This window comes from Allosphingosinicella sp. (assembly GCF_046295735.1).
Taxonomy (GTDB): domain Bacteria; phylum Pseudomonadota; class Alphaproteobacteria; order Sphingomonadales; family Sphingomonadaceae; genus Allosphingosinicella.
Map to the genome: position 1 here is coordinate 373433 of NZ_JBKBMQ010000001.1, position 20107 is coordinate 393539.

Consider the following 20107-nt stretch of genomic DNA (forward strand, 5'->3'; position numbering starts at 1 on the left):
CCTGTTTCGCCTTCGCTCCTCCGCCTCCTTCCCCTCTTGCCCCCTCCGGATTTTCCTACAGCCTTGCGGCCGTGCCATGATCGCCGCATGCGCCAGTCCCGATTCGACGACTCCCGGCCGATCCCTTCCGTGCATGCTCGTGCCGCAGATGCGGGCTGGGTGAGGCACGCCCGACCTTCTCGATCCCCGCGGGCGAAGCCGGCGGCGGAGGGGCCGGGATTTCCGCTCCTTGGTCAGTGCGAACATTCGGACCTTTCGAACCGTTCGCGTCGACGCCGGCTTGGCGGCCCCGCCATCCAAATCTAGAGAGACCCCATGTCCACTCATGAAGCGCGCCTCAAGGCGCTCCGCGAACAGCTCCGCGCCGACCGGCTCGACGGCTTCGTCGTGCCGCTGACCGACGAGCATATGAGCGAATATGTCGGCTCCTACGCCCAGCGCCTCGCCTGGCTGACCGGCTTCCAGGGCTCGGCCGGAGCGGCGGTGGTGCTGCCCGAGGACGCGGCGATCTTCACCGACGGGCGCTACACGCTGCAGGTGCGCGACCAGGTCGACGGCGCCTTCTGGTCCTATCAGTCGGTGCCGGAGACCAGCGTCGCCGACTGGCTGAAGGCGCATGCGCCGGACGGCGGGCGGATCGGCTACGATCCGTGGCTCCACACGCGCGACTGGGTCGGCAAGGCGCGCGCGGCGCTGGCCGACCGGGGGGCGGAGCTGGTGGCGGTCGCCCGCAATCCGATCGACGCCGTCTGGGCGGAGCGGCCCGCGCCCTCGCCCGCTCGGCTGGAGCCGCATCCGGACGCGCTCGCCGGCAAGTCCTCCGCCGCCAAGCGCCAGGAGATGGCGGACTGGCTGAAGGCCGAGGGCGCCGAGGCGGCCGTGCTGTCCGCGCTCGATTCGATCGCCTGGACGTTCAACGTGCGCGGCCGCGACGTCGAGCACACGCCCGTCGCCTTGTCCTTCGCGCTGGTCCATGACGACGGCACCGCCGACCTGTTCGTGGAGCCGGAGAAACTGGGCGACGACGTGCGCCAGCATCTCGGCAACGGCGTCCGCGTCCACGACCGCGCCGCCTTCGAAGGCCATCTGCGCGCCCTCGCCGGCCAGACCGTCGCCGCCGATCCGGAGCGGGCGGTCGCCGCGATCTTCGACGCGCTGGACGCGGCCGGGGCGAAGGTGATCGCGCGGCGCGACCCGGCGGTGCTCCCGAAGGCGATCAAGAATGCGGTGGAGATCGCCGGCCACAAGGCGGCGCAGGCCCGCGACGGGGCGGCGCTGGCGCGCTTCCTCCACTGGCTGTCGGTCGAGGCGCCGAAAGGCGGGGTCGACGAGCTGTCCGCCGCGGCGAAGCTCCAGTCGTTCCGCGAGGCGGCGGGAGACCTGCGCGACACCAGCTTCGACACCATTTCCGGCGCCGGGCCGAACGGCGCCATCGTCCATTACCGGGTGACGGAGGCGACCAACCGGCCGCTGGAGATGGACAGCCTCTATCTGGTCGATTCGGGCGGGCAATATCCGGACGGCACGACCGACGTCACCCGCACCGTCGCGATCGGCACGCCGAGCGCGGAGATGCGCGACCGCTTCACCCGCGTGCTGAAGGGCAATATCGCGATCGACACCGCCCTGTTTCCGGCGGGCACGCGCGGCACCCAGCTCGACAGCTTCGCCCGCCAGTATCTGTGGCAGGCCGGGCTCGATTACGCCCACGGCACCGGCCACGGCGTCGGGTCCTTCCTGTCGGTCCATGAAGGGCCGCAGCGCATCTCGCCCGCCGGAAGCAGCCAGGCGGGCGGCGACGAGCCGCTGCGCCCCGGCATGATCCTTTCGAACGAGCCCGGCTATTACAAGACCGGCGCCTGGGGCATCCGCATCGAAAATCTGGTGCTGGTGGTCGAACGCGAGGTCGAAGGGGCGGAAAAGAAGCTGCTCGGCTTCGAGACTTTGACCTTCGCGCCGATCGACCGCGCGCTGATCGAACCGGGCCTGCTCACGCCGGCGGAGCGGGCCTGGCTCGATGCCTATCACGCCCGGGTGCTGGAGATCGTCGGCCCGCTTCTGGACGGCGAGGCCCGCGCCTGGCTCGATGCCGCCTGCGCGCCGCTGGAGGCCGCATGAGCGCCTTCACCTTCCGCATGGAGAAGAGGGTGCGCTGGTCGGAGGTCGATCCGCAGCAGGTCGTCTTCAATCCCAATTACCTCGTCTACGCCGATATCGGCTTCACCGAATATATGCGGGCGATCGGCCTCCCCTTCCCCAATCCGTTGCTGGAGGAGAGCGGCACCGACATCTTCCTGGTGCGGGCCGAGGTCGATTTCCGCGCCTCCGCCCGGTTCGACGACCTGCTCGACATCGGCGTGCGCACCGCGCGGATCGGCCGCTCGAGCTTCACCGTGGCGATCGAGATCCGCCGCGGCGATGAACTGCTGGCCGGGATCGTCAACATCTATGCCAATGCCGACGCCGCCGCGGGCCGCAGCGCGCCGCTGCCGCCGGGGATCATCGACCGGATCCTCGCCTACGAAGCGACGGCGCCGGACAGGGCCTGAGGCGCCGGGCCGAACGGCACCACCCGGTTGCCCGCGTCGTGCCCGATGTCGCAGCGCCCGAGATAGGGGATGCCCGCGCGCGCGCACCAGTGCCGCACCACCTCCTCCTCGCTCTCGCCGAAATCGGGATCGTTCGGCTGGACGTCGCTGCAGCGGCCGAGCCGGATGCCCGCCGCCTGGCGGACCCCGTCGTTGGAGGTGATGTGGAACATCGCCCGGTCGGTCCGGTACATATGCTCCGACACCTCCTCCAGCATCAGCACATGGCCGGCGAGGTCCGGCTGCAGGCCGGTGCCGATCAGATGGCCGAGCACGGTGATGTTGAAGGCGGCGTGCGGCAGGCCCGGCGCGATCGCCGGATCGAGCGCGTCCCTGTCGCCCCTCACGAGCCAGGCGAGAGCGCGCGCCACCGCCGCCTCGCCGCCGTCCCGCGCCACGTCCTGCGGCATCGGGCCGTGGGCGACCCGCGCGAAGCCGGCGCGGTAGAGGCCGGCGAGCAGGAAGCCGGCGTCGCTATAGCCGAGATAGGCCTTGGCCCGCGCGGCCGGGCCGAGCCGCGCCAGCACGCTTTCCGCGATCCGGCAGGCGCCATAGCCGCCGCGCGCGAACCACAAAGCGTCGAAGCCCGGATCGTTGGCGAACTCGACGAAGGCGTCGGCCCGGGCCGCGTCTGTGCCGGCGAAGTGATTGTGCCGCAGGAAGCATTGCGGATGGAAATGAAGCGCGGCGTCCGGCGCCACCCGCGCGGCGAGCGCCTCCACCCGCCGCGCGCTCTCTTCGGGAAAGCGGGAACTCGGCGCCACCACCCCTATCCGCATCCTCACCCCCGAACCGTTTGAAAAGCGCTGCGCCTCCCAATAGAGCGGCGCGGTGAACGAGACAAAATCCTATTTCTTCTGCGGGATCGGCGGCAGCGGCATGCTTCCGCTCGCGACCATCGCCGGCGCGCGCGGCCACCGCATCGCGGGCTCCGACCGGAGCCTGGACCAGGGCCGGCTCGCCCCGAAGTTCGAGGCGCTGGCCGCGCAGGGCGCCGCCTTGTTCCCGCAGGACGGCAGCGGCCTGGCCGGCCCGCCCCAGATCCTCGTCGCCTCCGCCGCGGTCGAGGATCATGTGCCCGACATGGTGCGGGCGCGCGAACTCGGCATGGACCGGCTCAGCCGCGCCGAGCTGCTGGCCGAAATGTTCAACGCCGCGCCGACCGGCATCGCGGTCGGCGGCACCAGCGGCAAATCGACCGTCACCGGCATGATCGGCTGGATCCTCCATTACGCCGGCCGCGACCCGACGGTGATGAACGGGGCGGTGATGAAGAATTTCGCTGGTCCGGGCCGCCCCTTCGCCAGCGCTTTGGTGGGGAGCGGCGACGTTTTCGTCAGCGAGGTCGATGAAAGCGACGGATCGATCGCGCTCTACCGCCCGGCAATCGCCGTGCTCGGCAACGTGACGCTCGACCACAAGTCGCTGGACGAGCTGCGCCGGCTGTTCGGCGATTTCGCCGCCGCCGCCGGAACCGCGATCCTCAACCTCGACGATCCCGAGACCCGCCGCCTCGCCGCCACGCTCGATCCGGCGCGGCTGCGCACCTTCTCCTTCCGCGAGGACGCGGACCTTACCGGCGGGTCGATCGAGGAGGCGCCGTTCGCCATTTCCTTCACGGTCTGCGAAGGCGACGGCGCGCCTGTGCCGGTGCGGCTGGGCGTGCCCGGCCGCCACAATGCGGAAAACGCGCTCGCCGCCATCGCCGCCGCCCGCGCGGCCGGCGTGGGGCTCGAGGAGGCCGCCGACGCGCTCGGAGGCTTCCAGGGGCTGCGGCGCCGGTTCGAGCTGGTGGGCGAGGCGAACGGCGTCGCCGTGATCGACGATTTCGCGCACAATCCGGACAAGATCGCGGCCACCATGCGCACGCTCCGCGCCTTTCCCGGCCGGCTGCTCGCTTTCTTCCAGCCGCACGGCTACGGCCCGCTGCGTTCGATGCGGCGCGAGCTTGCCGCCTGCTTCGCCGAGGGGCTGGGGCCCGACGACCGGCTGATCCTGCCCGATCCGGTCTATCATGGCGGCACCGTCGCGCGCGAGGTCGGATCGGCCGATCTCGCCGCCGACATCAGTGCCGCCGGCCGCGCCGCCGAGCACATCCCGGACCGCGCCGCCTGCGCCTCCCGCCTCGCCGCCCTCGCCCGCCCCGGCGACCGCATCGTCGTGATGGGCGCCCGCGACGACACCCTCACCGACTTCGCCCAGAGCCTCCTCGCAACCGTCGCCGAACAAACTCCTCCCTGAAGGGGTGCAACCGTCTTAGGCGCGTGCTCGCAGGCTGGCGTCGAGGGTGGCGATCATCTTTGGCATGACGGCGACGAGTGCGACCTCGGGCTTTTTCCCGGCGCTTTGTCGACCTTGATCCCCCCGGCCTTTCCGCCCACATGTCGGCCATGTTGATCGAGACCGAAAGCACGCCCAATCCGTCCACCCTGAAATTCCTGCCCGGCCGGGCGGTGATGGAAGGCGGCACGCGCGACTTCGCGACGCCCGAGGATGCGGAAGCCTCGCCGCTCGCCGAGGCGATCTTTTCGATCGGCGACGTCGACGGCGTGTTCTTCGGGCGCGACTTCATCTCGGTGACGGCCGCGCCCGGCGTCGAATGGGCGCACCTCAAGCCGCAGGTGCTCGGCATCCTGCTCGACCATTTCTCCAGCGAGGCGCCGCTGTTCCGCGCCGGCAGCGCCGCCGGCATCGCGGTGCCGCCGGAGGAGATGGAGGAAGATCCCGCCGACGCCGAGATCGTGGCCCAGATCCGCGAGCTGATCGACACGAGGGTGCGCCCCGCGGTGGCGCAGGACGGCGGCGACATCGTCTATCGCGGCTATCGGGAAGGTACCGTCTATCTGGCGCTGCACGGCGCCTGCGCCGGCTGCCCTTCCTCCACGATGACGCTCAAGAACGGCATCGAAGGCCTGCTCAAACATTATGTGCCAGAGGTCGAAACGGTCGAAGCCGTCTGACGGGCGATGATCCTCGTCCTCGACAGCGCCACCGCCGCCTGCTCGGCGGCCCTGATCGGCGCGGACGGCGGCCTGCTGGACGAGCGCCACGAGATCGTGGGCCGCGGCCATGCCGAACGGCTGCTGCCGATGGTGGCGGACCTGCTCGGTGGGCGGGTGCCGGACGCGATCCTGGTCGATTGCGGGCCGGGCAGCTTCACCGGCGTCCGGGTCGGCCTCGCGGCCGCGCAGGGGCTCGCGCTCGGCTGGGGCGTGCCGGTCGCCGGTTATTCCTCGATGGCGGCGGTGGCGGCGGCGCGCGGCGCGCCCGCGCCAATGGTCGTCGCGCTGGAGGGAGGACATGGCGAGCTTTTCGTGCAAAGCTATGGCGGTGAACCGCTCGCTCCCCTGGACGCGCTCCGCTCGCTCGGCCCCGAACAGGCCGCCGCGGCGCTGCCCGAGGGGCCGGCGGTCGGATCGGGCGCCGAGGCGCTGGCCGAGGCGCGGGGCGGCGGCGACTGGCACTTCGCCTTGCCGCGCGCGGCCGACGCCCGCCTGCTGCCGCACGAGCTGCGTGCCCTTCCGGTCCGCCCGATCTACGGCCGGCCGCCCGATGCGAGGCCGATGCCGTGACTGATCCGGGCATCATGCTCCAGCCGGCCGGGATCGAGGATCTCGACGCGGTGATGGAGGTGATGAACGACAGCTTCGATCCCGTCTTCGGCGAGGCCTGGACGGCGCCGCAATGCGCGGGGCTGCTGCCGCTGCCGGGCGTGTGGCTGACGCTGGCGCGGGACGGCGAGCGGCCGGTGGGCTTCGCGCTGGCGCGGATCGTGGCGGGCGAGGCGGAGTTGCTGCTGCTTGCCGTGCGCGACACCGATCAACGTCGCGGAATCGGCCGCAAGCTGTTGGATTGCTTTGTCTCCAGCGCCGCGGTGCGCGGTGCCGAACGTCTTCATCTCGAGGTTCGCGACGGAAATGCCGCAATGAATCTCTACAGTGCGGCCGGATTTACTGTCGTGGGTCGGCGCCGCGCTTATTATAGCGGGCGGGACGGTCAGCTTTACGATGCGCTGACGCTGGCGAGATCGGCGGCGGAGTTGCGGCCCTAGCGGCGTTTTTCGACTTTCTGCTTGTAAAAATCCCCACAATGGACCAATTGCCAGTCCTACAGGGTCCCCTACACGTATTCGAGAAGCGAGCCACCAGATGGACAATGCCGAAAACCTGAACGAAACGCTGATCACGCTGACCGCGGACATCGTCTCCGCGCATGTCAGCAACAACAGCGTCGCCGTTTCGGATCTGCCTTTGCTGATCCAGAACGTTCACAACGCGCTGAACGGTCTCGGCCAGCGGAGCGAAGAACCCGCTCCGAAGCAGGAGCCGGCGGTTTCGATCCGTTCTTCGATCAAGCCCGACTACATCGTCTGCCTTGAAGACGGCAAGAAACTGAAGATGCTGAAGCGTCACCTGATGACGCATTACGGAATGACCCCGGACGAGTATCGGCAGAAGTGGGGCCTGAACGCCGATTACCCGATGGTCGCGCCGAACTATGCGGAACAGCGCCGCTCGCTGGCCAAGAAGATCGGCCTCGGCACCAAGCGCCGCCGCGCCGGCCGCGCCGCCAAATAAGGGGTCGCCATCCGGCGATTGGGGGGCCGCTTCCGCGACCGCGCGGGGCGGCCTTCTTCTTGAACCGGCTTGGAGCCGGCCGCGAAACCCACTAAAGCCCGCAAGATCATGTCACGCAGGATCGATATCGAGGCGCTTTGCGCGGAAAAGGGGCTCCGGATCACCGAGCAGCGCAAGGTGATCGCCCGGGTGCTGTCCGAAGCGGACGACCATCCCGACGTCGAGGCGCTGCACGCCCGCGCCTCCGCCATCGACCCCGGCATCTCGATCGCCACCGTCTACCGCACGGTCCGCCTGTTCGAGGAAGCCGGCATTCTCGAGCGCCACGATTTCGGCGATGGCCGCGCCCGCTACGAGGCCGCCGACGCCACCCATCACGACCATCTGATCGACGTCGAAACCGGCACCGTCATCGAATTCGTCGACGAGGAGCTGGAGGCGCTGCAGCGCAAGATCGCCGAGCGGCTCGGTTTCCGCCTCGTCGATCACCGGATGGAGCTTTACGGCGTCGCACTGGGCCGCAAGGTCTGAGCCGCGTCGGGGGGCGCATGTTCCGCCTTCCTCTCCGCATTCTCGCCATGGTGCTCGGGCTGCTCGTCTGCCTGCCGCTCCATTATGGCTGGAAAGCCGCCGGCCGCGCCTCGCCCTGGCCGCGGCGCTTTCTGTGGTGGACCGGCTTCGCCGCCGGCCTTCGGGTCAGGGTGGAAGGGCGGCCGCTGCGCTCCCATGTCCTGTTCCTCGCCAATCATGTCAGCTGGCTCGACATATTGATCGTCGCGGGCGCGACCGGGGCCGCGTTCATCTCGAAGGCGGAGGTCAGGCGCTGGCCGCTGGTCGGCTGGCTCGCCGGCCTCAACGACACCATCTATGTCGACCGCGCGGCGCGGGGCGGGGTGCGCGGCCAGGCCGACGCGCTTCGCGACGCGCTGGCGGCGGGCCGGGCGGTGGCGCTGTTTCCGGAAGGCACGACCGAGGGGGGGCATGTGACGCTCCCCTTCCGGCCCAGCCTGCTCGCCTCTTTGTTCCCGGCGCTGGACCGCGTCCAGGTGCAGCCGGCGGCGATCGACTTCGGCGCCGCGGTGCACGACATCGCCTGGGTGGGGGACGAAGGCGCGCTCGCCAATGCCGGCCGCATCCTCAGCCGCAAGGGGACCATCCCGGTCACCATCCGCTTCCTCGCCCCGGTCGATCCGCACATCTTCGGCGACCGCAAGGCGCTCGCCCGCCAGGCGCAGGCGGAGATCGAGGAGGCGCTCGGCGGCGCGGCGCCTCAGCCGAGATAGAATTCGATCGTCGTCACCACCCGCACCTTCTGGAACGGGGAATCGCGACCCGATCCTTCATATTGGTCGCCGTCGCGCGCGGTGATCGAGAAATAGCCCTGGGTGGCGGAACGGATGCCGCCGACGCTGGCGCCCGAGTCCTGGGCGAATTGCTGGGCGCCGGCGCGGGCGTCGCGGGTCGCCTCGGCGATCATCTCCGGCTTGATGTCGTTGAGCCTGGTGAAGCTGTAGACCATCTGCGAGCCTTCCTCGATGGCGACGCCGTCGCGGATCAGCTCGAACTGGCGGGCGAAGGCCTCGCGCGCCTTCATCACGTCGGCGGTGCGCAGCTGGATCCGGCGGCGCACGGTGATGTTCTGCTCGCCGCGCTGGCTGTCATAATATTGGCTGACGGTGACGCCGCCGTCGCTCACCTCGTTGGCGGCGAAGCCGGCGCGCTGCAGGAAGGCCTGGATGGTGCGCGCGTCCTGCTCGATCGCGCCCTGGACGCTGCCGAGCTGGCTGCCCTGTTCGGTGTAGATGATGTTCCAGGTGGCGAGGTCCGCAGTGACGTCGCGCTCGGCGAGGCCGCGCACCGTGACCGCCCGATCGGCATGGCGCGCCCGCCGCAGCCCGTCGCCGAGCAGATAGCCGCCCAGGATGATGGCGATGGCGAGCAGGCCCGCCGCGACGAGGATGATGTTGCGATTCTCTAGCCAGCGCACCGCCATGATCTGCCTCCCGAGCGGCCCCGCGCCGCTGCGAGCTTCTATGAGGAAGCTGCGATGAACCGTGCATTTACATCGTTGAGCCGTTTCTCCCAAGAGCAAAAAGATGCCGCTCCCTTTCAGGAGGAGCAGGGTTCAGGCGGGGCGGCGGTAGCGTTCGAGTTCGTCGCCGACCAGGCGGACGATGTGGATGACGTTGGTCGATCCCGGGGTTCCGAACGGCACGCCGGCGGTGATGATGATGCGGTCGCCGGCGCCGGCGAGGCCGTGGCGCAGCGCCATCCGCTTGGCCTTGGCGACCATTTCCTCGAAATCGCTGATGTCGCGGGTGCGCACCGCATGGGCGCCCCACAACAGGCCCATCCGCCGCGCCGTCTTCTGCGACGGGGTGAGGACGAGCAGCGGCACCGTCGGCCGCTCGCGCGCCACCCGGCGGGCGGTGGAGCCCGACGAGGTGAAGACGACGATGCCGGCCGCGGGCACGGTGCGCACGATGTTGCTCGCCGCCTGAGCGATCGCGTCGTTGGTGGTGGCGTCGGGCAGCGTTTCGGTGAAATGGACGCGCGCGGTGTGGGTGGGATCGTTCTCCACGCTGGTCGCGATCCGGTTCATCATCGCCACCGATTCGATCGGCCAGTCGCCGCTCGCGCTTTCCGCCGACAGCATGATCGCGTCGGCCCCGTCATAGACGGCGGTCGCGACGTCGGACACTTCGGCGCGGGTCGGCGAGGGCGATGCGATCATCGATTCCAGCATCTGGGTCGCGACCACGACCGGGCGGCCCATCCGCCGCGCCGCCTCGACGATCCGCTTCTGGAGCGGCGGCACCTCTTCGGGCGGCAGCTCGACGCCGAGATCGCCGCGCGCGACCATCACCGCGTCCGCCAGCTCCAATATGCCTTCCAGCCGCTCCAGCGCCGCCGGCTTCTCGATCTTGGCGAGCAGCGCCGCCTTGCCGGCGATCAGCCGCCGCGCCTCGGCCACGTCCTCGGGCCGCTGGACGAAGGAGAGGGCGACCCAGTCGACATGATGGTCGAGCGCGAAGGCGAGGTCGCGCCGGTCCTTTTCGGTGAGCGCGGCGAGCGGCAGCACCACGTCGGGGACGTTGAGGCCCTTGTTGTTCGAAATGGTGCCGCCGACCTCGACCCAGCTTTCGATCCGGTCCGGAGACGCGGTCACCACCCGGAAGACGAGCTTGCCGTCATCGACGAGCAGCCGGGTGCCCGGCTCGACCGCGGCGAAGATCTCGGGATGCGGCAGCGTCACCCGCGTCGCGTCGCCGAGCGCCTCCTCCCGGTCGAACACGAAGGTCTGGCCGTGCTCCAGCTTCGCCTTGCCCTCGGCGAAGCGGCCGACGCGGAGCTTGGGTCCCTGCAGGTCGGCGAGGATGGTGGTCGGCCGGTCGAGCTCCTTTTCGAGCGCGCGGATCGTTTCGATGCGGCGGAGATGGTCCTCGTGGCTGCCATGGCTCATGTTGATCCGGAAGGCGTCGGCGCCCGCCTCGGCGAGCTTGCGGATCACTTCCGGCGTCTCGCTCGCCGGTCCCAGCGTCGCGAGGATGCGGACCTTGCGGGTGCGAGGCACGAACTGGCTTTGCATCACGATTTTTCCTCGTCGATCGGGTGGCGGAATAGCCACTATCCGGCGCAGTTCAAGCCGCGACGCGCCGAACGGCTTGAGCCGCGAAGCGCGAACTCCTAGACCCGCGCCCATACCGGGATTCGGGCGGGGGGCACTCGCCGGGCCGGGCACAGCAACATCATCTGGAGACCGAGCATGGCCACCGCGCACGAAGCTATTGGAGGGAAAGGGACCGTCGCCGCCGACGAATTGCGGCTGCTGATCGAGCGCGCGGAGCGGCTCGAGGAAGAGAAGAAGGCGATCGCCGACGACATCAAGGACGTGATGGCCGAAGCCAAGGCGCGCGGCTACGACGTGAAGGCGATCCGCACCATCATGAAGATCCGCAAGAAGAAGCGCGAGGAATATCAGGAAGAGGAAGCGATCCTCGAAACCTATATGGCCGCGCTCGGCATGGTCTGAGGCCGGTCGGGGCGTGGGGAGCGGGCGCGCGCGCCGCGCCTCGCGCCCTTCGCCGCTCCGCCCGGCTTGACGGGTCGGCGGGGCGGCCGGTATGAACGTCACCGGTGCCGTCCGTCCGCGGGCGGCGCCTGCATCAAGAGTGGGGTTTCGGCCCCACGCCAACCTGCCCCCCCGGGCAAGGTGGCGGTCCCAACCGGGACGATGCGGCCGGACGGCAACCAAACGGGGTCTCCAGGCAGCGTCGTCCTTCGAACTGACGAAGGTATCGACATGACGCTCACCATCATCACCGAGGATCGAACTTCCCCCTCCGTCCGGCCGGGCGCCGTCCCGCCGCTGCGGATCGCGCTCGCCGGCTACGGCGTCGTCGGCCAGGCGCTGCGGCGCCGCCTCGCCGCCCGGCCCGAATTCGAGATCGCCGCCATCCTGGTGCGCGATCCGGCGCGGGAGCGGGCGGTGCCGCCGCCGGTGACGCCGACGCGCGACGCCGACGCCCTGCTCTCCGTCCGCGCCGACCTGCTGATCGACGTCCTGTCCTGCGCGCGCACCGGCGCGGCCCTGTCCGAGGCCGCGCTCGGCGCCGGGCTCGACGTGGTGAGCGCGAGCAAGCGGGTGATCGCCGCGAATCACCGCCGGCTGTCGTCCGCGGCCCGGGCCCGGGGCGGCCGCCTGCTTTATTCGGCGGCGGTCGGCGGCGGCGCGCCCGTGCTGGAGACCGTGGCCGCGGCCCGCCGGCAGGGGCCGGTCCGCGAGGTCCGCGGCATCCTGAACGGCACCGTGAACTTCATCCTCGATCTCCTGTCCGCCGGCCGGAGCTTCGACGCCGCGCTGGCCGAGGCGCAAGCGGCCGGCTTCGCGGAGGAAGACCCGCACGAGGATCTGAGCGGCGCCGACGCCGCGGCGAAGCTTCGGCTGATCGCGGTCGAAGCCTTCGGCGTCGATCCGGACGAGGCCGAGATCGCCGTCGAGCCGCTGGACCCCGAGCGCGTCGCCCGCATCGCATCGGACGAGCGGCGCTGGGTGCAGCTTGCGCGGATCGGGCGCGAGGGGGGCCGCATAAGCGGCAGCGTGCGGCTGGTACCCGCCGGCCCCGAGGCGCCCGCTCTGCCGGGCGAATTCAACTGGGCGCGGGCCGAGCTTGCCGACGGCGCGGCGCTGAGCTGCGAAGGGCGCGGCGCGGGCGGCGATCCCACCGCCTGTGCGATCCTGGCGGACCTTCAGCTTCTGTGCGCGTCCGCCACGCCGGTCGCGCGGGCCGCATGATGCTGGCCCGCACCTCGCCCGGCTGCCGGGACGTCGACGTGCCGCTGCCGCTGCCGCTCGCCCGCTGGGGCGAAGCCGCGAAGGCGCGGCTCTCCGGCCCCGCCGAGGGGCCGCTGCTGGTCGTGCTCGGCGGCATCTCCGCCAACCGCTTCGTCTGCAGCGGGCCGGACGGGGAGCCCGGCTGGTGGCCGGGGCTGGTCGGCCCCGGCTGCGCCATGGACCCCGCGCGGCACCGCATCCTCGGCCTCGATTTCGCGGCGGACCCCGATGGGCGCCACGCCCCCTCCACCGCCGATCAGGCGGCGGTGCTCGGCGTCGTGCTGGACGCGGTCGGCGCATCGGTCGCCGACGCGGTGATCGGGGCCTCCTATGGCGGAATGGTCGCGCTGGCGCTCGCCGCCGAAGCCCCTGAGCGGGTCCGCCGGCTGGTCGCCGTCTCCGCTCCGGCCGCCCCCCATCCCGCCGCCACCGCGCTGCGCGAGATGCAGCGGCGGGTGGTCGCGCTCGGGCTCGAGTCGGGCGCGGGCCGCGAGGCGCTGGCGATCGCGCGCGGCATCGCCATGCTGAGCTACCGCACGCCCGAGGAGTTCGCACAGCGCTTCGCCGGCGGCCTCGTGGGCGACGACGCGCTCGGCATGTCGGACGCGGGCGCCTATCTGCGCGCGCGCGGCCGCGCCTGGTGCGAAGTGATGCCGCCCGGGCGCTTCCTCAGCCTGTCCGCCTCAATCGACCGGCACCGGGTCGACCCCGACCGCGTCGCCTGCCCGGTCCTGCTGATCGGCGCCGTCAGCGACGGCCTCGTCCCGCCCGCGCAGCTGGAGGCGCTGCACGCCGCGCTCCCCGATTCCAGCCTCCACCTGCTCGACAGCCTCTACGGGCACGACATGTTCCTCAAGGATGCGGACCGCCTCGCGCCGCTCCTCGACCGCTTCCTGGACCTGCCGTGACGCGCCGCCGCCCCGCCACCATCGTCGCCGCCGCGCGTCCCGGCTGGGACCGCGACCGCGGCAGCATCGCGCCGCCGCTCTGGTCGTCCGACACCTATCGCTGGGCCGATGCCGCGACGAAGCCGGACTATGACTATTCGCGCACCGTCAATCCCAATCGCGACATGCTGGTCGAGGTGCTCGCCGAGCTTGAAGGCGCGGCCGGCGGCGTCGCCACCGGATCGGGCCAGTCGGCGGCGTTGCTCGCCTTGCTGCTGCTGCCGGCCGGCGCGCGGGTGGTGGCGCCGCACGATTGCTATGGCGGCACCTACCGCCTGATCCGCGGCTTCGAGGAGCAAGGGCGCCTCAGCGCCTGCTTCGTGGACATGAAGGACGAGGCCGCGTTCGACGCCGCCATGGCCGCGGCGCCGTCGCTGGTATGGATCGAAACACCCAGCAACCCGCTGCTGCGGATCGTCGACATCGCCGGCCTCGCCCGGCGCGCGAAGGCGGCCGGCGCCTTGGTGCTGGCGGACAATACGCTGCCGACGCCGTGCCGCCAGCGGCCGCTGGCGCTCGGCTGCGACCTCGTCCTCCATTCGACCACCAAGGCGCTGAACGGGCACGGCGATCTGTTCGGCGGCGCGCTGCTCGCCGCGGACGCCGGGCTTGTCGAGCGGCTGACATGGTGGGCCAATGCCGGCGGGCTCTCCGGATCGGCGCACGACAGCTGGCAGATCCTGCGCGGCCTCAGGACCCTGCCGCTGCGCCTCGACCGCCAGGAAGCGAGCGCTTCCGCCGTCTCCCGATGGCTGGCGGAGCGGGAGGACGTGATCGCCGTCCATTATCCGGGCCTGCCGGACCATCCCGATCATGATCTCGCCCGCCGTCAGCAGAGCGGGCCGGGCTTCGTGTTGAGCTTCCGGGTCGCGGGCGGGGCGGCGGCGGCGGACCGGTTCGCCGGCGCCTTGCGGCTGATCGCGCTCGCCTCGTCGCTGGGCGGCTTCGCCTCGCTCGTTTGCCGGCCCGCGACGATGACCCACCGCGGCATGCCGCCCGAGGCGCAGGCGCTGGCCGGCATCGCGCCCGATCTGCTGCGCCTGTCGGTCGGCCTCGAAGAACCCGCCGACCTGATCGAAGACCTCGAACAGGCTCTGGCCGCCGCGGCGGCAGGCTGACGCCGCGTCAGGGCGTGAGAAGCCGGCGGGCGAGCCGCTCCTCCGCCTGGCGATAGGCCGACGCGCCGCGCGGCGCGTCGACCGCCACCGCCGTCGCGAAATAGGCGATGCCGCGCCCCGCCGCCGGATCGACCCAGAGGCCGGAGCGGAGGCGGTATGCGTCGCCGGCATGGCCGAAGCGCGGCCGGCCGTCGCCGAACGGATCGTCGCCCGGCGCGCATTGCGCCAGGATCTGCACGCCAAGCCCATAGCCGCAATAGAAGCCGCTCTCGCTGTCGCCATTGCCGCCGTCGAAGCGCCAATGAAGCCGCGTCATCTCCGCGAAGGCCGCCTCTCCGATCAGCGGCGCGCCGCGGTCGAGCAGCAGCCGCCCGATCCGGGCGAGGTCGCTCGCCGAGATGCGCAGGCCGCCCTGTGGCGAGAACAAGGCGCCGTTGGTGCCGACCGCATAGGCCTGCCAGTCGCAGCGTCCGTCCGCCGACGGCACGACCGGGCAGTCCGGGCGGCGGCCGTTCAGCGCGTCGCGCGCCACCACCCCGCGCTCGTCGTAGAGGACGCCGGCCCGCGCCACCGCCGCGTCGGAGCAGGTCGGCCAGTTGAAGCAGGCATCGAGCCCGAGCGGCGAGATCACCAGCCGCCGCATCAGCAGGTCGAACCGCTCGCCGGTCGCGCGCTCCATCACCTGCGCCACCACCGGTGAGCCGAGATTCGCATAAGCGAAGAAGGCGCCGGGCGGGTGCCCGGGATCGAAGGCGGCCGGATCGGCGAGCGTGTCCCGCAGCCTTGCGCCCAATGGCACCGCGTAATTCACCGAATCGCGTAGGCCGCTGGTGTGGGAAAGGAGGTGCCGCAAGGTCACCGGCCGGTCCGGGAAGGCCGGGTTGCGCAACGCGAAGCCGAGCCGGTGCGACACGTCCGCGTCGAGGTCGAGAACGCCCTCCTCCACCAGCCGCATGACGCCGATCGCGACCACCAGCTTGGAGATGGAGGCGATCCGCACCGGATCGTCGATGGTGAGCGGCCGTCCCGCCGCGCGGTCGGCCAGCCCCTCGGCACCGGAGCCGAGCGGCCCGGTCCGGTCGAATACCACCCAGGCGGCGGCGCTGCCGTCGGGCGCCGGCGCGGGCGGGGGCACCGCCACGCAGCCCGTCAGGGCCGCGGCGGCGAGCAGGAGCGGCGCAAGGCGCGTCATGCGCCCCGCCTCACACCCGCATCGGCATCAGGACGTAGAGCGCCGGGGCCTTGTCGTTCTCGCGCAGCAGGGTGGGGGCGGCAGCGTCGGCGAGGTGCATCTCCACCGTGTCGCCCTCGATCTGGCCGAGGATGTCGAGCAGGTAGCGCGCGTTGAAGCCGATCTCCAGGCTGTCGGCGCCATAGTCGCCCGGCACTTCCTCGGCGGCGGTGCCGTTCTCCGGGCTGGTGACCGACAGGGTCACGCGGTCGCGGTCGAGCGCCATCTTGACGGCGCGGGTCTTCTCGCTCGCGATGGTGGCGACGCGGTCGACGCCTTCCTCGAAGCTGCGGGGGTCGATCCTGAGCAGCTTGTCGTTCGCGGTCGGGATGACGCGGCTATAGTCCGGGAAGGTGCCGTCGATCAGCTTGGAGGTGAGGATCGCGTTGCCGAGGCCGAAGCGAACCTTGGATTCGCTCAGCGACACCTGCACCGTGCCGTCGACCTCGTCGAGCAGCTTCCTGAGCTCGCCGACGCATTTCCTCGGGATGATCACGTCCGGCATGCCCTGCGCGCCTTCGGGCCGGGCGACGGTGACGCGGGCGAGACGGTGGCCGTCGGTCGCGGCGGCCTTCAGCACCGGCTGCGCCTCGTCCGACACGTGGAGGAAGATGCCGTTCAGATAGTAACGCGTCTCTTCGGTCGAGATGGCGAAGCGGGTCTTGTCGATGATCTGGCGCAGGGTGGCGGCCGGAAGCTCGAAGCGGGTCGGAAGCTCGCCCTCGGCGATCACCGGGAAATCGTCGCGCGGCAGGGTGGCGAGGTTGAAGCGGGCGCGGCCGGCATTGACCTGCATCTTGCCCTCGGCGGCGTTCAGCTCGACCTGACTGCCCTCGGGGAGCTTGCGGACGATGTCGAACAAGGTGTGGGCCGACACGGTGGTGGCGCCCGGCTGCTGCACGCTCGCTTCCACCGTCTCGTTGATCTGGAGGTCGAGATCGGTCGCCATCAGGCGGATGCCGCCCTCTTCGCTGGCCTCGATCAGCACGTTCGACAGGATCGGGATCGTGTTCCTGCGCTCCACCACGGAATGGACGTGGCCGAGGCCCTTAAGGAGCGTGGCCCGTTCGATCGTCGCCTTCATTGATAACCCCTGTCTTCCGCGTCACGGTTTTTGGAGTTCAGGTTATAGCGAGGCGCGCGAAGCCTGCCAGTGGCTTGTGCGGAAATCTTGGGGCCCGAACATGGAGAAAGGGCCGGAGCGGCGCGCGCCCCGGCCCTTCCCCTTGTTCGCCGTCGATCAGAAGCGGAAGCCGAAACCGGCGACCACCTGGTGCCGGTCCACGCCCTGCTCGTAGTTCGAATAGCGATATTCGGTCTTCACGTAGCTGTTCGGGCCGATGCCGAATTCGGCGCCGCCGCCGACGCGGATGCCGTCGAGATTCTCGGTCGCCGTGGTGCCCGCGCCGATCACGCCGGTCGAATAATCGGTGGAAAGGCGGGCGTTGGTGTAGCCGGCCTTGCCGTAGATCACCGAATTGGGGCCGACGGCGGCGCCGACCCGGCCGCCGACATAGAGATCGCGGCCGAAGCGCGAGCAGAAGGTGTCGTTGGCGACGCGGACGCCGCGGGTGCATTCGTCGGTGTTGCTGTCGGTGACTTCGGCCTCGGCGCCGATCACCGCGCCGCCGGCCTGCACGTCGTAGCCGACGGCCGCGCCGTAGGTCACGCCCTCGCTGCGCTGGTCGGGCACCCTGGCCCGGTCGTAGCCGACGATGCCTTCGAGGCGCAGGCCGGTGTTCGGCCCGACCACGCCCTGCGCGAAGGCGGGGGCGGCGGTCATCGTCGCGGCGGCCGCGGCGGCGGCGAGGAGGTAGTTACGCATATCAAAACTCCATGTGTTGGTCCTGGAAAGGAACGGGCGGCCCAGCGTATGAGCGGCGGCGGAAGTTGCATGAACGGCGGATAAACGCGATTTTCTGTTGCGAACGCGCCACAGTCCGTCGATCATCACGGCGTGTTGCGCGCCCTTTTTCCCGCTCTGCTTCTGCTCGCCGCCGCCCCGGCCACCGCCGCGCCGGAAAGCCTCGGCGTCTTCTCGCTCTGGGGCGCGTTCCGCGACGGCGGGCGCTGCTACGCCATCGCCGAGCCCGCGCAAGTCTCGCGCGATGCCGATCAGCGGCCCTTCGCGGCGGTCGGCTACTGGCCGGCGCGGGGGCGCGCAGGCCAGGTCCATTTCCGTCTCAGCCGGGAAAAGAGGCCGGGATCGGCCGTGCTGCTCCGCATCGACGGGCGCAGCTTCCAGCTGCTCGCCGGGCCGCGCGACGCCTGGGCGCCGGACCCACGCGCCGACGCCGAGATCCAGGCGGCGATGCGAATGGGGCTCGACATGACGGTCGAGACCCGCTCGACCCGCGGCGCCTTGGTGCGCGACCAATATGGACTGCGCGGCGCCGCCACCGCGATCGACGCCGCCGCGGTGGCCTGCGCGCGATGAAGGGCCGGCTGTTCATCCTCCGCCACGGCGAGACGGTGTTCAACGCCGCCGGGCGCATCCAGGGCGACGCGCCGCACACGCCGCTGAGCCGCGCCGGCTTCGCCCAGGCCGAAGAGATGGGCGAGAAGCTGCGCGCCGAGCTGGGGCGCATGCCGCCGCTCGCGCTCTGGTCCTCGCCCGCCGGTCGCGCGCTCCAGACGCTGGCGGTGATCGCCGAGCATCTGGAGCTCGACTGGCATGGCGCCCGGATCGACGACCGGTTGGCTGAAATGACGATGGGCGATTGGGGCGGCTTCTATTACCGCGATTTGTTCGCCGAGCACGGCCCGTTCGTCGATGCCGCGAGCGGCCTCTTCACCCGACCGGCGCCGGGCGGCGAATGGTATGACGCCGTCGCCGCGCGCCTCGCCTCCTGGGTGGAAGAGCAGCGGGAGGCGGACGGGGACCGGCTGGTCGTGATGCACGGCATGTCCTCCCGCGTGCTGCGCGGCCTGCTCACCGGCCAAGCGGCGCGCGAGGGCCTTGGATGCCCGGTCGCGGACGGGCTGCCGCAGGGATCGGTGGTGGTGATCGAGGGCGGGGCGGAGCGCGTGCTCCACCGCGCGGCCGCGCGCAACGCCGCGCCCGCCTAGAAAAAGCCGCAAGCCGCGCCTACATGGCGGCGATGCAGATACCCGGACATATCGATCCGGTGCCCGTCCCGCGGGCGCCCGTGGAAAGCGGCGACGCGCGCGTCGACCTCGTCGGCCTGTCGCGCGAGCAGATCCGCGCCGCGCTCGAGGAGGCGGGGCTCGACGCCCGCCAGGCGAAGCTACGCGCCAAGCAGATCTGGCACCAGATCTACAATCGTGGCGCCACCGGCTTCGATGCGATGAGCGACATCGCCAAGCCGCAGCGCGCCTGGTTCGCCGAGCGCTTCGTGATCGGCCGGCCCGAGGTGGTCGAACATCTCGTCTCGACCGACGGCACCCGCAAATGGCTGCTGCGCACGCCCGACGGCAACGATTTCGAGATGGTGTTCATCCCCGACGCGGACCGCGGCACGCTCTGCGTGTCGAGCCAGGTCGGCTGCACCCTCAATTGCCGCTTCTGCCACACCGGCACGATGCGTCTGGTGCGCAACCTCACGCCGGGCGAGATCGTCGGGCAGGTGATGCTGGCCCGCGACACGCTCGGCGAATGGCCGTCGCAGCCCGAGGGGCGCATGCTCAGCAACATCGTGATGATGGGCATGGGCGAGCCGCTCTACAATTTCGACAATGTCCGCGACGCGCTGAAGATCGTGATGGACGGCGACGGCCTCGGCCTCTCCCGCCGCCGCATCACCTTGTCCACCTCCGGCGTGGTGCCGATGATGGCGAAGGCGGGGGCGGAGATCGGGGTCAACCTCGCCGTCTCGCTCCACGCGGTCACCAAGGAGATCCGCGACGAGATCGTGCCCTTGAACCGCAAATACGGGATCGAGGAGCTGCTCCAGGCCTGCGCCGATTATCCGGGCGCCAACAATGCCCGCCGCATCACCTTCGAATATGTGATGCTGAAGGACAAGAACGACAGCGACGAGGATGCGCGCGAGCTCGTCCGGCTGATCCGCAAGTACAAGCTGCCGGCCAAGGTCAACCTCATCCCCTTCAACCCGTGGCCCGGCGCGCCCTACGAATGTTCGTCGGACGAGCGGGTGCAGCGCTTTTCGGACATCATCTTCGAAGCCGGCATCTCCGCCCCGATCCGCCGCCCGCGCGGCCGCGACATCATGGCCGCCTGCGGTCAGCTGAAGTCCGCCGCCGAGAAGAAGAGCCGGGCCGAGCTCGACCGGCTCGCCGCGGAGAAGCAGGCGGCGCTGGAAGACGCGGCGGCCTGAGGGGTCACTCAAC

The 20107-nt window shown here is 70.8% G+C and carries 22 protein-coding genes and 1 riboswitch; of the genes, 16 read left to right on the forward strand and 6 right to left on the reverse strand.

All coding sequences use genetic code 11. The annotated features are described in order from the left end of the window. The first annotated feature begins 315 nt into the window (after positions 1–315). Both ACK4K7_RS01880 and ACK4K7_RS01885 read left to right on the forward strand, forming a co-directional pair. On the forward strand, positions 316–2118 hold the full coding sequence (locus ACK4K7_RS01880) for an aminopeptidase P family protein (protein WP_431863446.1): 1803 nt from the start codon (positions 316–318) through the stop codon (positions 2116–2118). Beyond that, on the forward strand, positions 2115–2549 hold the full coding sequence (locus ACK4K7_RS01885) for an acyl-CoA thioesterase (RefSeq protein WP_431863447.1): 435 nt from the start codon (positions 2115–2117) through the stop codon (positions 2547–2549). The genes ACK4K7_RS01880 and ACK4K7_RS01885 overlap by 4 nt, the downstream gene beginning before the upstream one ends. Here ACK4K7_RS01885 and ACK4K7_RS01890 read toward each other — a convergent pair. Next, entirely contained in the window at positions 2519–3367 is an 849-nt protein-coding gene (locus ACK4K7_RS01890) for an LD-carboxypeptidase (RefSeq protein ID WP_431863628.1), read from the reverse strand. The genes ACK4K7_RS01885 and ACK4K7_RS01890 overlap by 31 nt on opposite strands. Before the next feature lie 52 nt (positions 3368–3419). On the opposite strand from ACK4K7_RS01890, the gene ACK4K7_RS01895 reads away from it, so the two are divergent. The 7 genes from ACK4K7_RS01895 (at position 3420) to ACK4K7_RS01925 (ending at position 8448) form a co-directional block, all read left to right on the forward strand. Next, entirely contained in the window at positions 3420–4829 is a 1410-nt protein-coding gene (locus ACK4K7_RS01895) for a UDP-N-acetylmuramate--L-alanine ligase (RefSeq protein ID WP_431863448.1), read from the forward strand. Between the two features lie 149 nt (positions 4830–4978). Then, entirely contained in the window at positions 4979–5548 is a 570-nt protein-coding gene (locus tag ACK4K7_RS01900; protein ID WP_431863629.1) for a NifU family protein, read from the forward strand. Between the two features lie 6 nt (positions 5549–5554). Beyond that, a complete protein-coding gene (gene tsaB / locus ACK4K7_RS01905; RefSeq protein WP_431863449.1) occupies positions 5555–6160 on the forward strand; it encodes a tRNA (adenosine(37)-N6)-threonylcarbamoyltransferase complex dimerization subunit type 1 TsaB in 606 nt (201 codons plus the stop codon). Continuing rightward, positions 6157–6639 (forward strand): GNAT family N-acetyltransferase, encoded by a 483-nt coding sequence (locus ACK4K7_RS01910; RefSeq protein ID WP_431863450.1) that lies wholly within the window; start codon positions 6157–6159, stop codon positions 6637–6639. The genes tsaB and ACK4K7_RS01910 overlap by 4 nt, the downstream gene beginning before the upstream one ends. 97 nt (positions 6640–6736) lie before the next feature. Beyond that, on the forward strand, positions 6737–7165 hold the full coding sequence (locus ACK4K7_RS01915) for a MucR family transcriptional regulator (RefSeq protein ID WP_431863451.1): 429 nt from the start codon (positions 6737–6739) through the stop codon (positions 7163–7165). A 108-nt stretch (positions 7166–7273) separates the two neighbouring features. Further along, the gene (locus tag ACK4K7_RS01920; protein ID WP_431863452.1) at positions 7274–7696 is read left to right on the forward strand and encodes a Fur family transcriptional regulator; all 423 of its coding nucleotides are present in this window, start codon (positions 7274–7276) and stop codon (positions 7694–7696) included. Positions 7697–7713: 17 nt separating this feature from the next. Then, positions 7714–8448 carry a lysophospholipid acyltransferase family protein gene (locus ACK4K7_RS01925; protein WP_431863453.1) on the forward strand — a complete coding sequence of 245 codons (735 nt, stop codon included), beginning with the start codon at positions 7714–7716 and terminating at the stop codon, positions 8446–8448. On the opposite strand, the gene ACK4K7_RS01930 is transcribed toward ACK4K7_RS01925, so the two are convergent. Continuing rightward, on the reverse strand, positions 8436–9158 hold the full coding sequence (locus tag ACK4K7_RS01930; protein WP_431863454.1) for an SIMPL domain-containing protein: 723 nt from the start codon (positions 9156–9158) through the stop codon (positions 8436–8438). The genes ACK4K7_RS01925 and ACK4K7_RS01930 overlap by 13 nt on opposite strands. Positions 9159–9290: 132 nt before the next feature. Beyond that, positions 9291–10754 carry a pyruvate kinase gene (gene pyk / locus ACK4K7_RS01935; protein WP_431863455.1) on the reverse strand — a complete coding sequence of 488 codons (1464 nt, stop codon included), beginning with the start codon at positions 10752–10754 and terminating at the stop codon, positions 9291–9293. A gap of 177 nt (positions 10755–10931) precedes the next feature. Here pyk and ACK4K7_RS01940 point away from each other — a divergent pair, with 177 nt between their 5' ends. The 4 genes from ACK4K7_RS01940 to ACK4K7_RS01955 all read left to right on the forward strand — a co-directional run bounded on the left by ACK4K7_RS01940 (position 10932) and on the right by ACK4K7_RS01955 (position 14565). Then, a complete protein-coding gene (locus ACK4K7_RS01940) occupies positions 10932–11198 on the forward strand; it encodes a DUF2312 domain-containing protein (protein WP_431863456.1) in 267 nt (88 codons plus the stop codon). Positions 11199–11323: 125 nt separating this feature from the next. Beyond that, a riboswitch (SAM-I-IV-variant riboswitch) is annotated at positions 11324–11430 on the forward strand. A 38-nt stretch (positions 11431–11468) separates the two neighbouring features. Beyond that, positions 11469–12461, forward strand: a complete 993-nt coding sequence (locus ACK4K7_RS01945; RefSeq protein WP_431863457.1) for a hypothetical protein — start codon at positions 11469–11471, stop codon at positions 12459–12461. Further along, positions 12458–13408: a homoserine O-succinyltransferase MetX gene (gene metX / locus ACK4K7_RS01950; RefSeq protein ID WP_431863458.1), complete on the forward strand. Its 951-nt coding sequence runs from the start codon at positions 12458–12460 to the stop codon at positions 13406–13408. Before ACK4K7_RS01945 ends, metX begins: the two co-directional genes overlap by 4 nt. Further along, positions 13405–14565: a trans-sulfuration enzyme family protein gene (locus tag ACK4K7_RS01955; RefSeq protein ID WP_431863459.1), complete on the forward strand. Its 1161-nt coding sequence runs from the start codon at positions 13405–13407 to the stop codon at positions 14563–14565. The genes metX and ACK4K7_RS01955 overlap by 4 nt, the downstream gene beginning before the upstream one ends. A 7-nt stretch (positions 14566–14572) precedes the next feature. Here the strand turns inward: ACK4K7_RS01955 and ACK4K7_RS01960 are convergent, their stop codons facing one another. The 3 genes from ACK4K7_RS01960 to ACK4K7_RS01970 all read right to left on the reverse strand — a co-directional run bounded on the left by ACK4K7_RS01960 (position 14573) and on the right by ACK4K7_RS01970 (position 17621). Further along, entirely contained in the window at positions 14573–15757 is a 1185-nt protein-coding gene (locus ACK4K7_RS01960; protein WP_431863461.1) for a serine hydrolase domain-containing protein, read from the reverse strand. Between the two features lie 10 nt (positions 15758–15767). Further along, positions 15768–16880: a DNA polymerase III subunit beta gene (gene dnaN / locus ACK4K7_RS01965; RefSeq protein ID WP_431863462.1), complete on the reverse strand. Its 1113-nt coding sequence runs from the start codon at positions 16878–16880 to the stop codon at positions 15768–15770. 156 nt (positions 16881–17036) lie between these two features. Then, positions 17037–17621 carry an outer membrane protein gene (locus ACK4K7_RS01970; RefSeq protein WP_431863463.1) on the reverse strand — a complete coding sequence of 195 codons (585 nt, stop codon included), beginning with the start codon at positions 17619–17621 and terminating at the stop codon, positions 17037–17039. A 132-nt stretch (positions 17622–17753) separates the two neighbouring features. Between ACK4K7_RS01970 and ACK4K7_RS01975 the strand changes: the two genes are divergently transcribed. Genes ACK4K7_RS01975 through rlmN form a run of 3 tightly spaced genes read left to right on the forward strand, consistent with a single transcriptional unit; the run spans position 17754 to position 20094 of the window. Next, complete coding sequence (locus tag ACK4K7_RS01975; RefSeq protein ID WP_431863464.1) at positions 17754–18233, forward strand: hypothetical protein; 480 nt, start codon at positions 17754–17756, stop codon at positions 18231–18233. Continuing rightward, positions 18230–18865 carry a histidine phosphatase family protein gene (locus tag ACK4K7_RS01980; RefSeq protein WP_431863465.1) on the forward strand — a complete coding sequence of 212 codons (636 nt, stop codon included), beginning with the start codon at positions 18230–18232 and terminating at the stop codon, positions 18863–18865. The genes ACK4K7_RS01975 and ACK4K7_RS01980 overlap by 4 nt, the downstream gene beginning before the upstream one ends. A 32-nt stretch (positions 18866–18897) precedes the next feature. Beyond that, positions 18898–20094 (forward strand): 23S rRNA (adenine(2503)-C(2))-methyltransferase RlmN, encoded by a 1197-nt coding sequence (gene rlmN, locus ACK4K7_RS01985; protein WP_431863467.1) that lies wholly within the window; start codon positions 18898–18900, stop codon positions 20092–20094. Positions 20095–20107 lie beyond the last annotated feature (13 nt).

What these genes read in the sequence shown, in the direction of transcription:
- ACK4K7_RS01880 (WP_431863446.1), top strand. Translation starts at nt 316, where the DNA reads ATGTCCACTCATGAAGCGCGCCTCAAGGCGCTCCGCGAACAGCTCCGC.
- ACK4K7_RS01885 (WP_431863447.1), top strand. Translation starts at nt 2,115, where the DNA reads ATGAGCGCCTTCACCTTCCGCATGGAGAAGAGGGTGCGCTGGTCGGAG.
- ACK4K7_RS01890 (WP_431863628.1), bottom strand. Translation starts at nt 3,367, where the DNA reads ATGCGGATAGGGGTGGTGGCGCCGAGTTCCCGCTTTCCCGAAGAGAGC.
- ACK4K7_RS01900 (WP_431863629.1), top strand. Translation starts at nt 4,979, where the DNA reads ATGTTGATCGAGACCGAAAGCACGCCCAATCCGTCCACCCTGAAATTC.
- tsaB (WP_431863449.1), top strand. Translation starts at nt 5,555, where the DNA reads ATGATCCTCGTCCTCGACAGCGCCACCGCCGCCTGCTCGGCGGCCCTG.
- ACK4K7_RS01915 (WP_431863451.1), top strand. Translation starts at nt 6,737, where the DNA reads ATGGACAATGCCGAAAACCTGAACGAAACGCTGATCACGCTGACCGCG.
- ACK4K7_RS01920 (WP_431863452.1), top strand. Translation starts at nt 7,274, where the DNA reads ATGTCACGCAGGATCGATATCGAGGCGCTTTGCGCGGAAAAGGGGCTC.
- ACK4K7_RS01925 (WP_431863453.1), top strand. Translation starts at nt 7,714, where the DNA reads ATGTTCCGCCTTCCTCTCCGCATTCTCGCCATGGTGCTCGGGCTGCTC.
- ACK4K7_RS01930 (WP_431863454.1), bottom strand. Translation starts at nt 9,158, where the DNA reads ATGGCGGTGCGCTGGCTAGAGAATCGCAACATCATCCTCGTCGCGGCG.
- pyk (WP_431863455.1), bottom strand. Translation starts at nt 10,754, where the DNA reads ATGCAAAGCCAGTTCGTGCCTCGCACCCGCAAGGTCCGCATCCTCGCG.
- ACK4K7_RS01940 (WP_431863456.1), top strand. Translation starts at nt 10,932, where the DNA reads ATGGCCACCGCGCACGAAGCTATTGGAGGGAAAGGGACCGTCGCCGCC.
- ACK4K7_RS01945 (WP_431863457.1), top strand. Translation starts at nt 11,469, where the DNA reads ATGACGCTCACCATCATCACCGAGGATCGAACTTCCCCCTCCGTCCGG.
- metX (WP_431863458.1), top strand. Translation starts at nt 12,458, where the DNA reads ATGATGCTGGCCCGCACCTCGCCCGGCTGCCGGGACGTCGACGTGCCG.
- ACK4K7_RS01960 (WP_431863461.1), bottom strand. Translation starts at nt 15,757, where the DNA reads ATGACGCGCCTTGCGCCGCTCCTGCTCGCCGCCGCGGCCCTGACGGGC.
- dnaN (WP_431863462.1), bottom strand. Translation starts at nt 16,880, where the DNA reads ATGAAGGCGACGATCGAACGGGCCACGCTCCTTAAGGGCCTCGGCCAC.
- ACK4K7_RS01970 (WP_431863463.1), bottom strand. Translation starts at nt 17,621, where the DNA reads ATGCGTAACTACCTCCTCGCCGCCGCCGCGGCCGCCGCGACGATGACC.
- ACK4K7_RS01980 (WP_431863465.1), top strand. Translation starts at nt 18,230, where the DNA reads ATGAAGGGCCGGCTGTTCATCCTCCGCCACGGCGAGACGGTGTTCAAC.
- rlmN (WP_431863467.1), top strand. Translation starts at nt 18,898, where the DNA reads ATGCAGATACCCGGACATATCGATCCGGTGCCCGTCCCGCGGGCGCCC.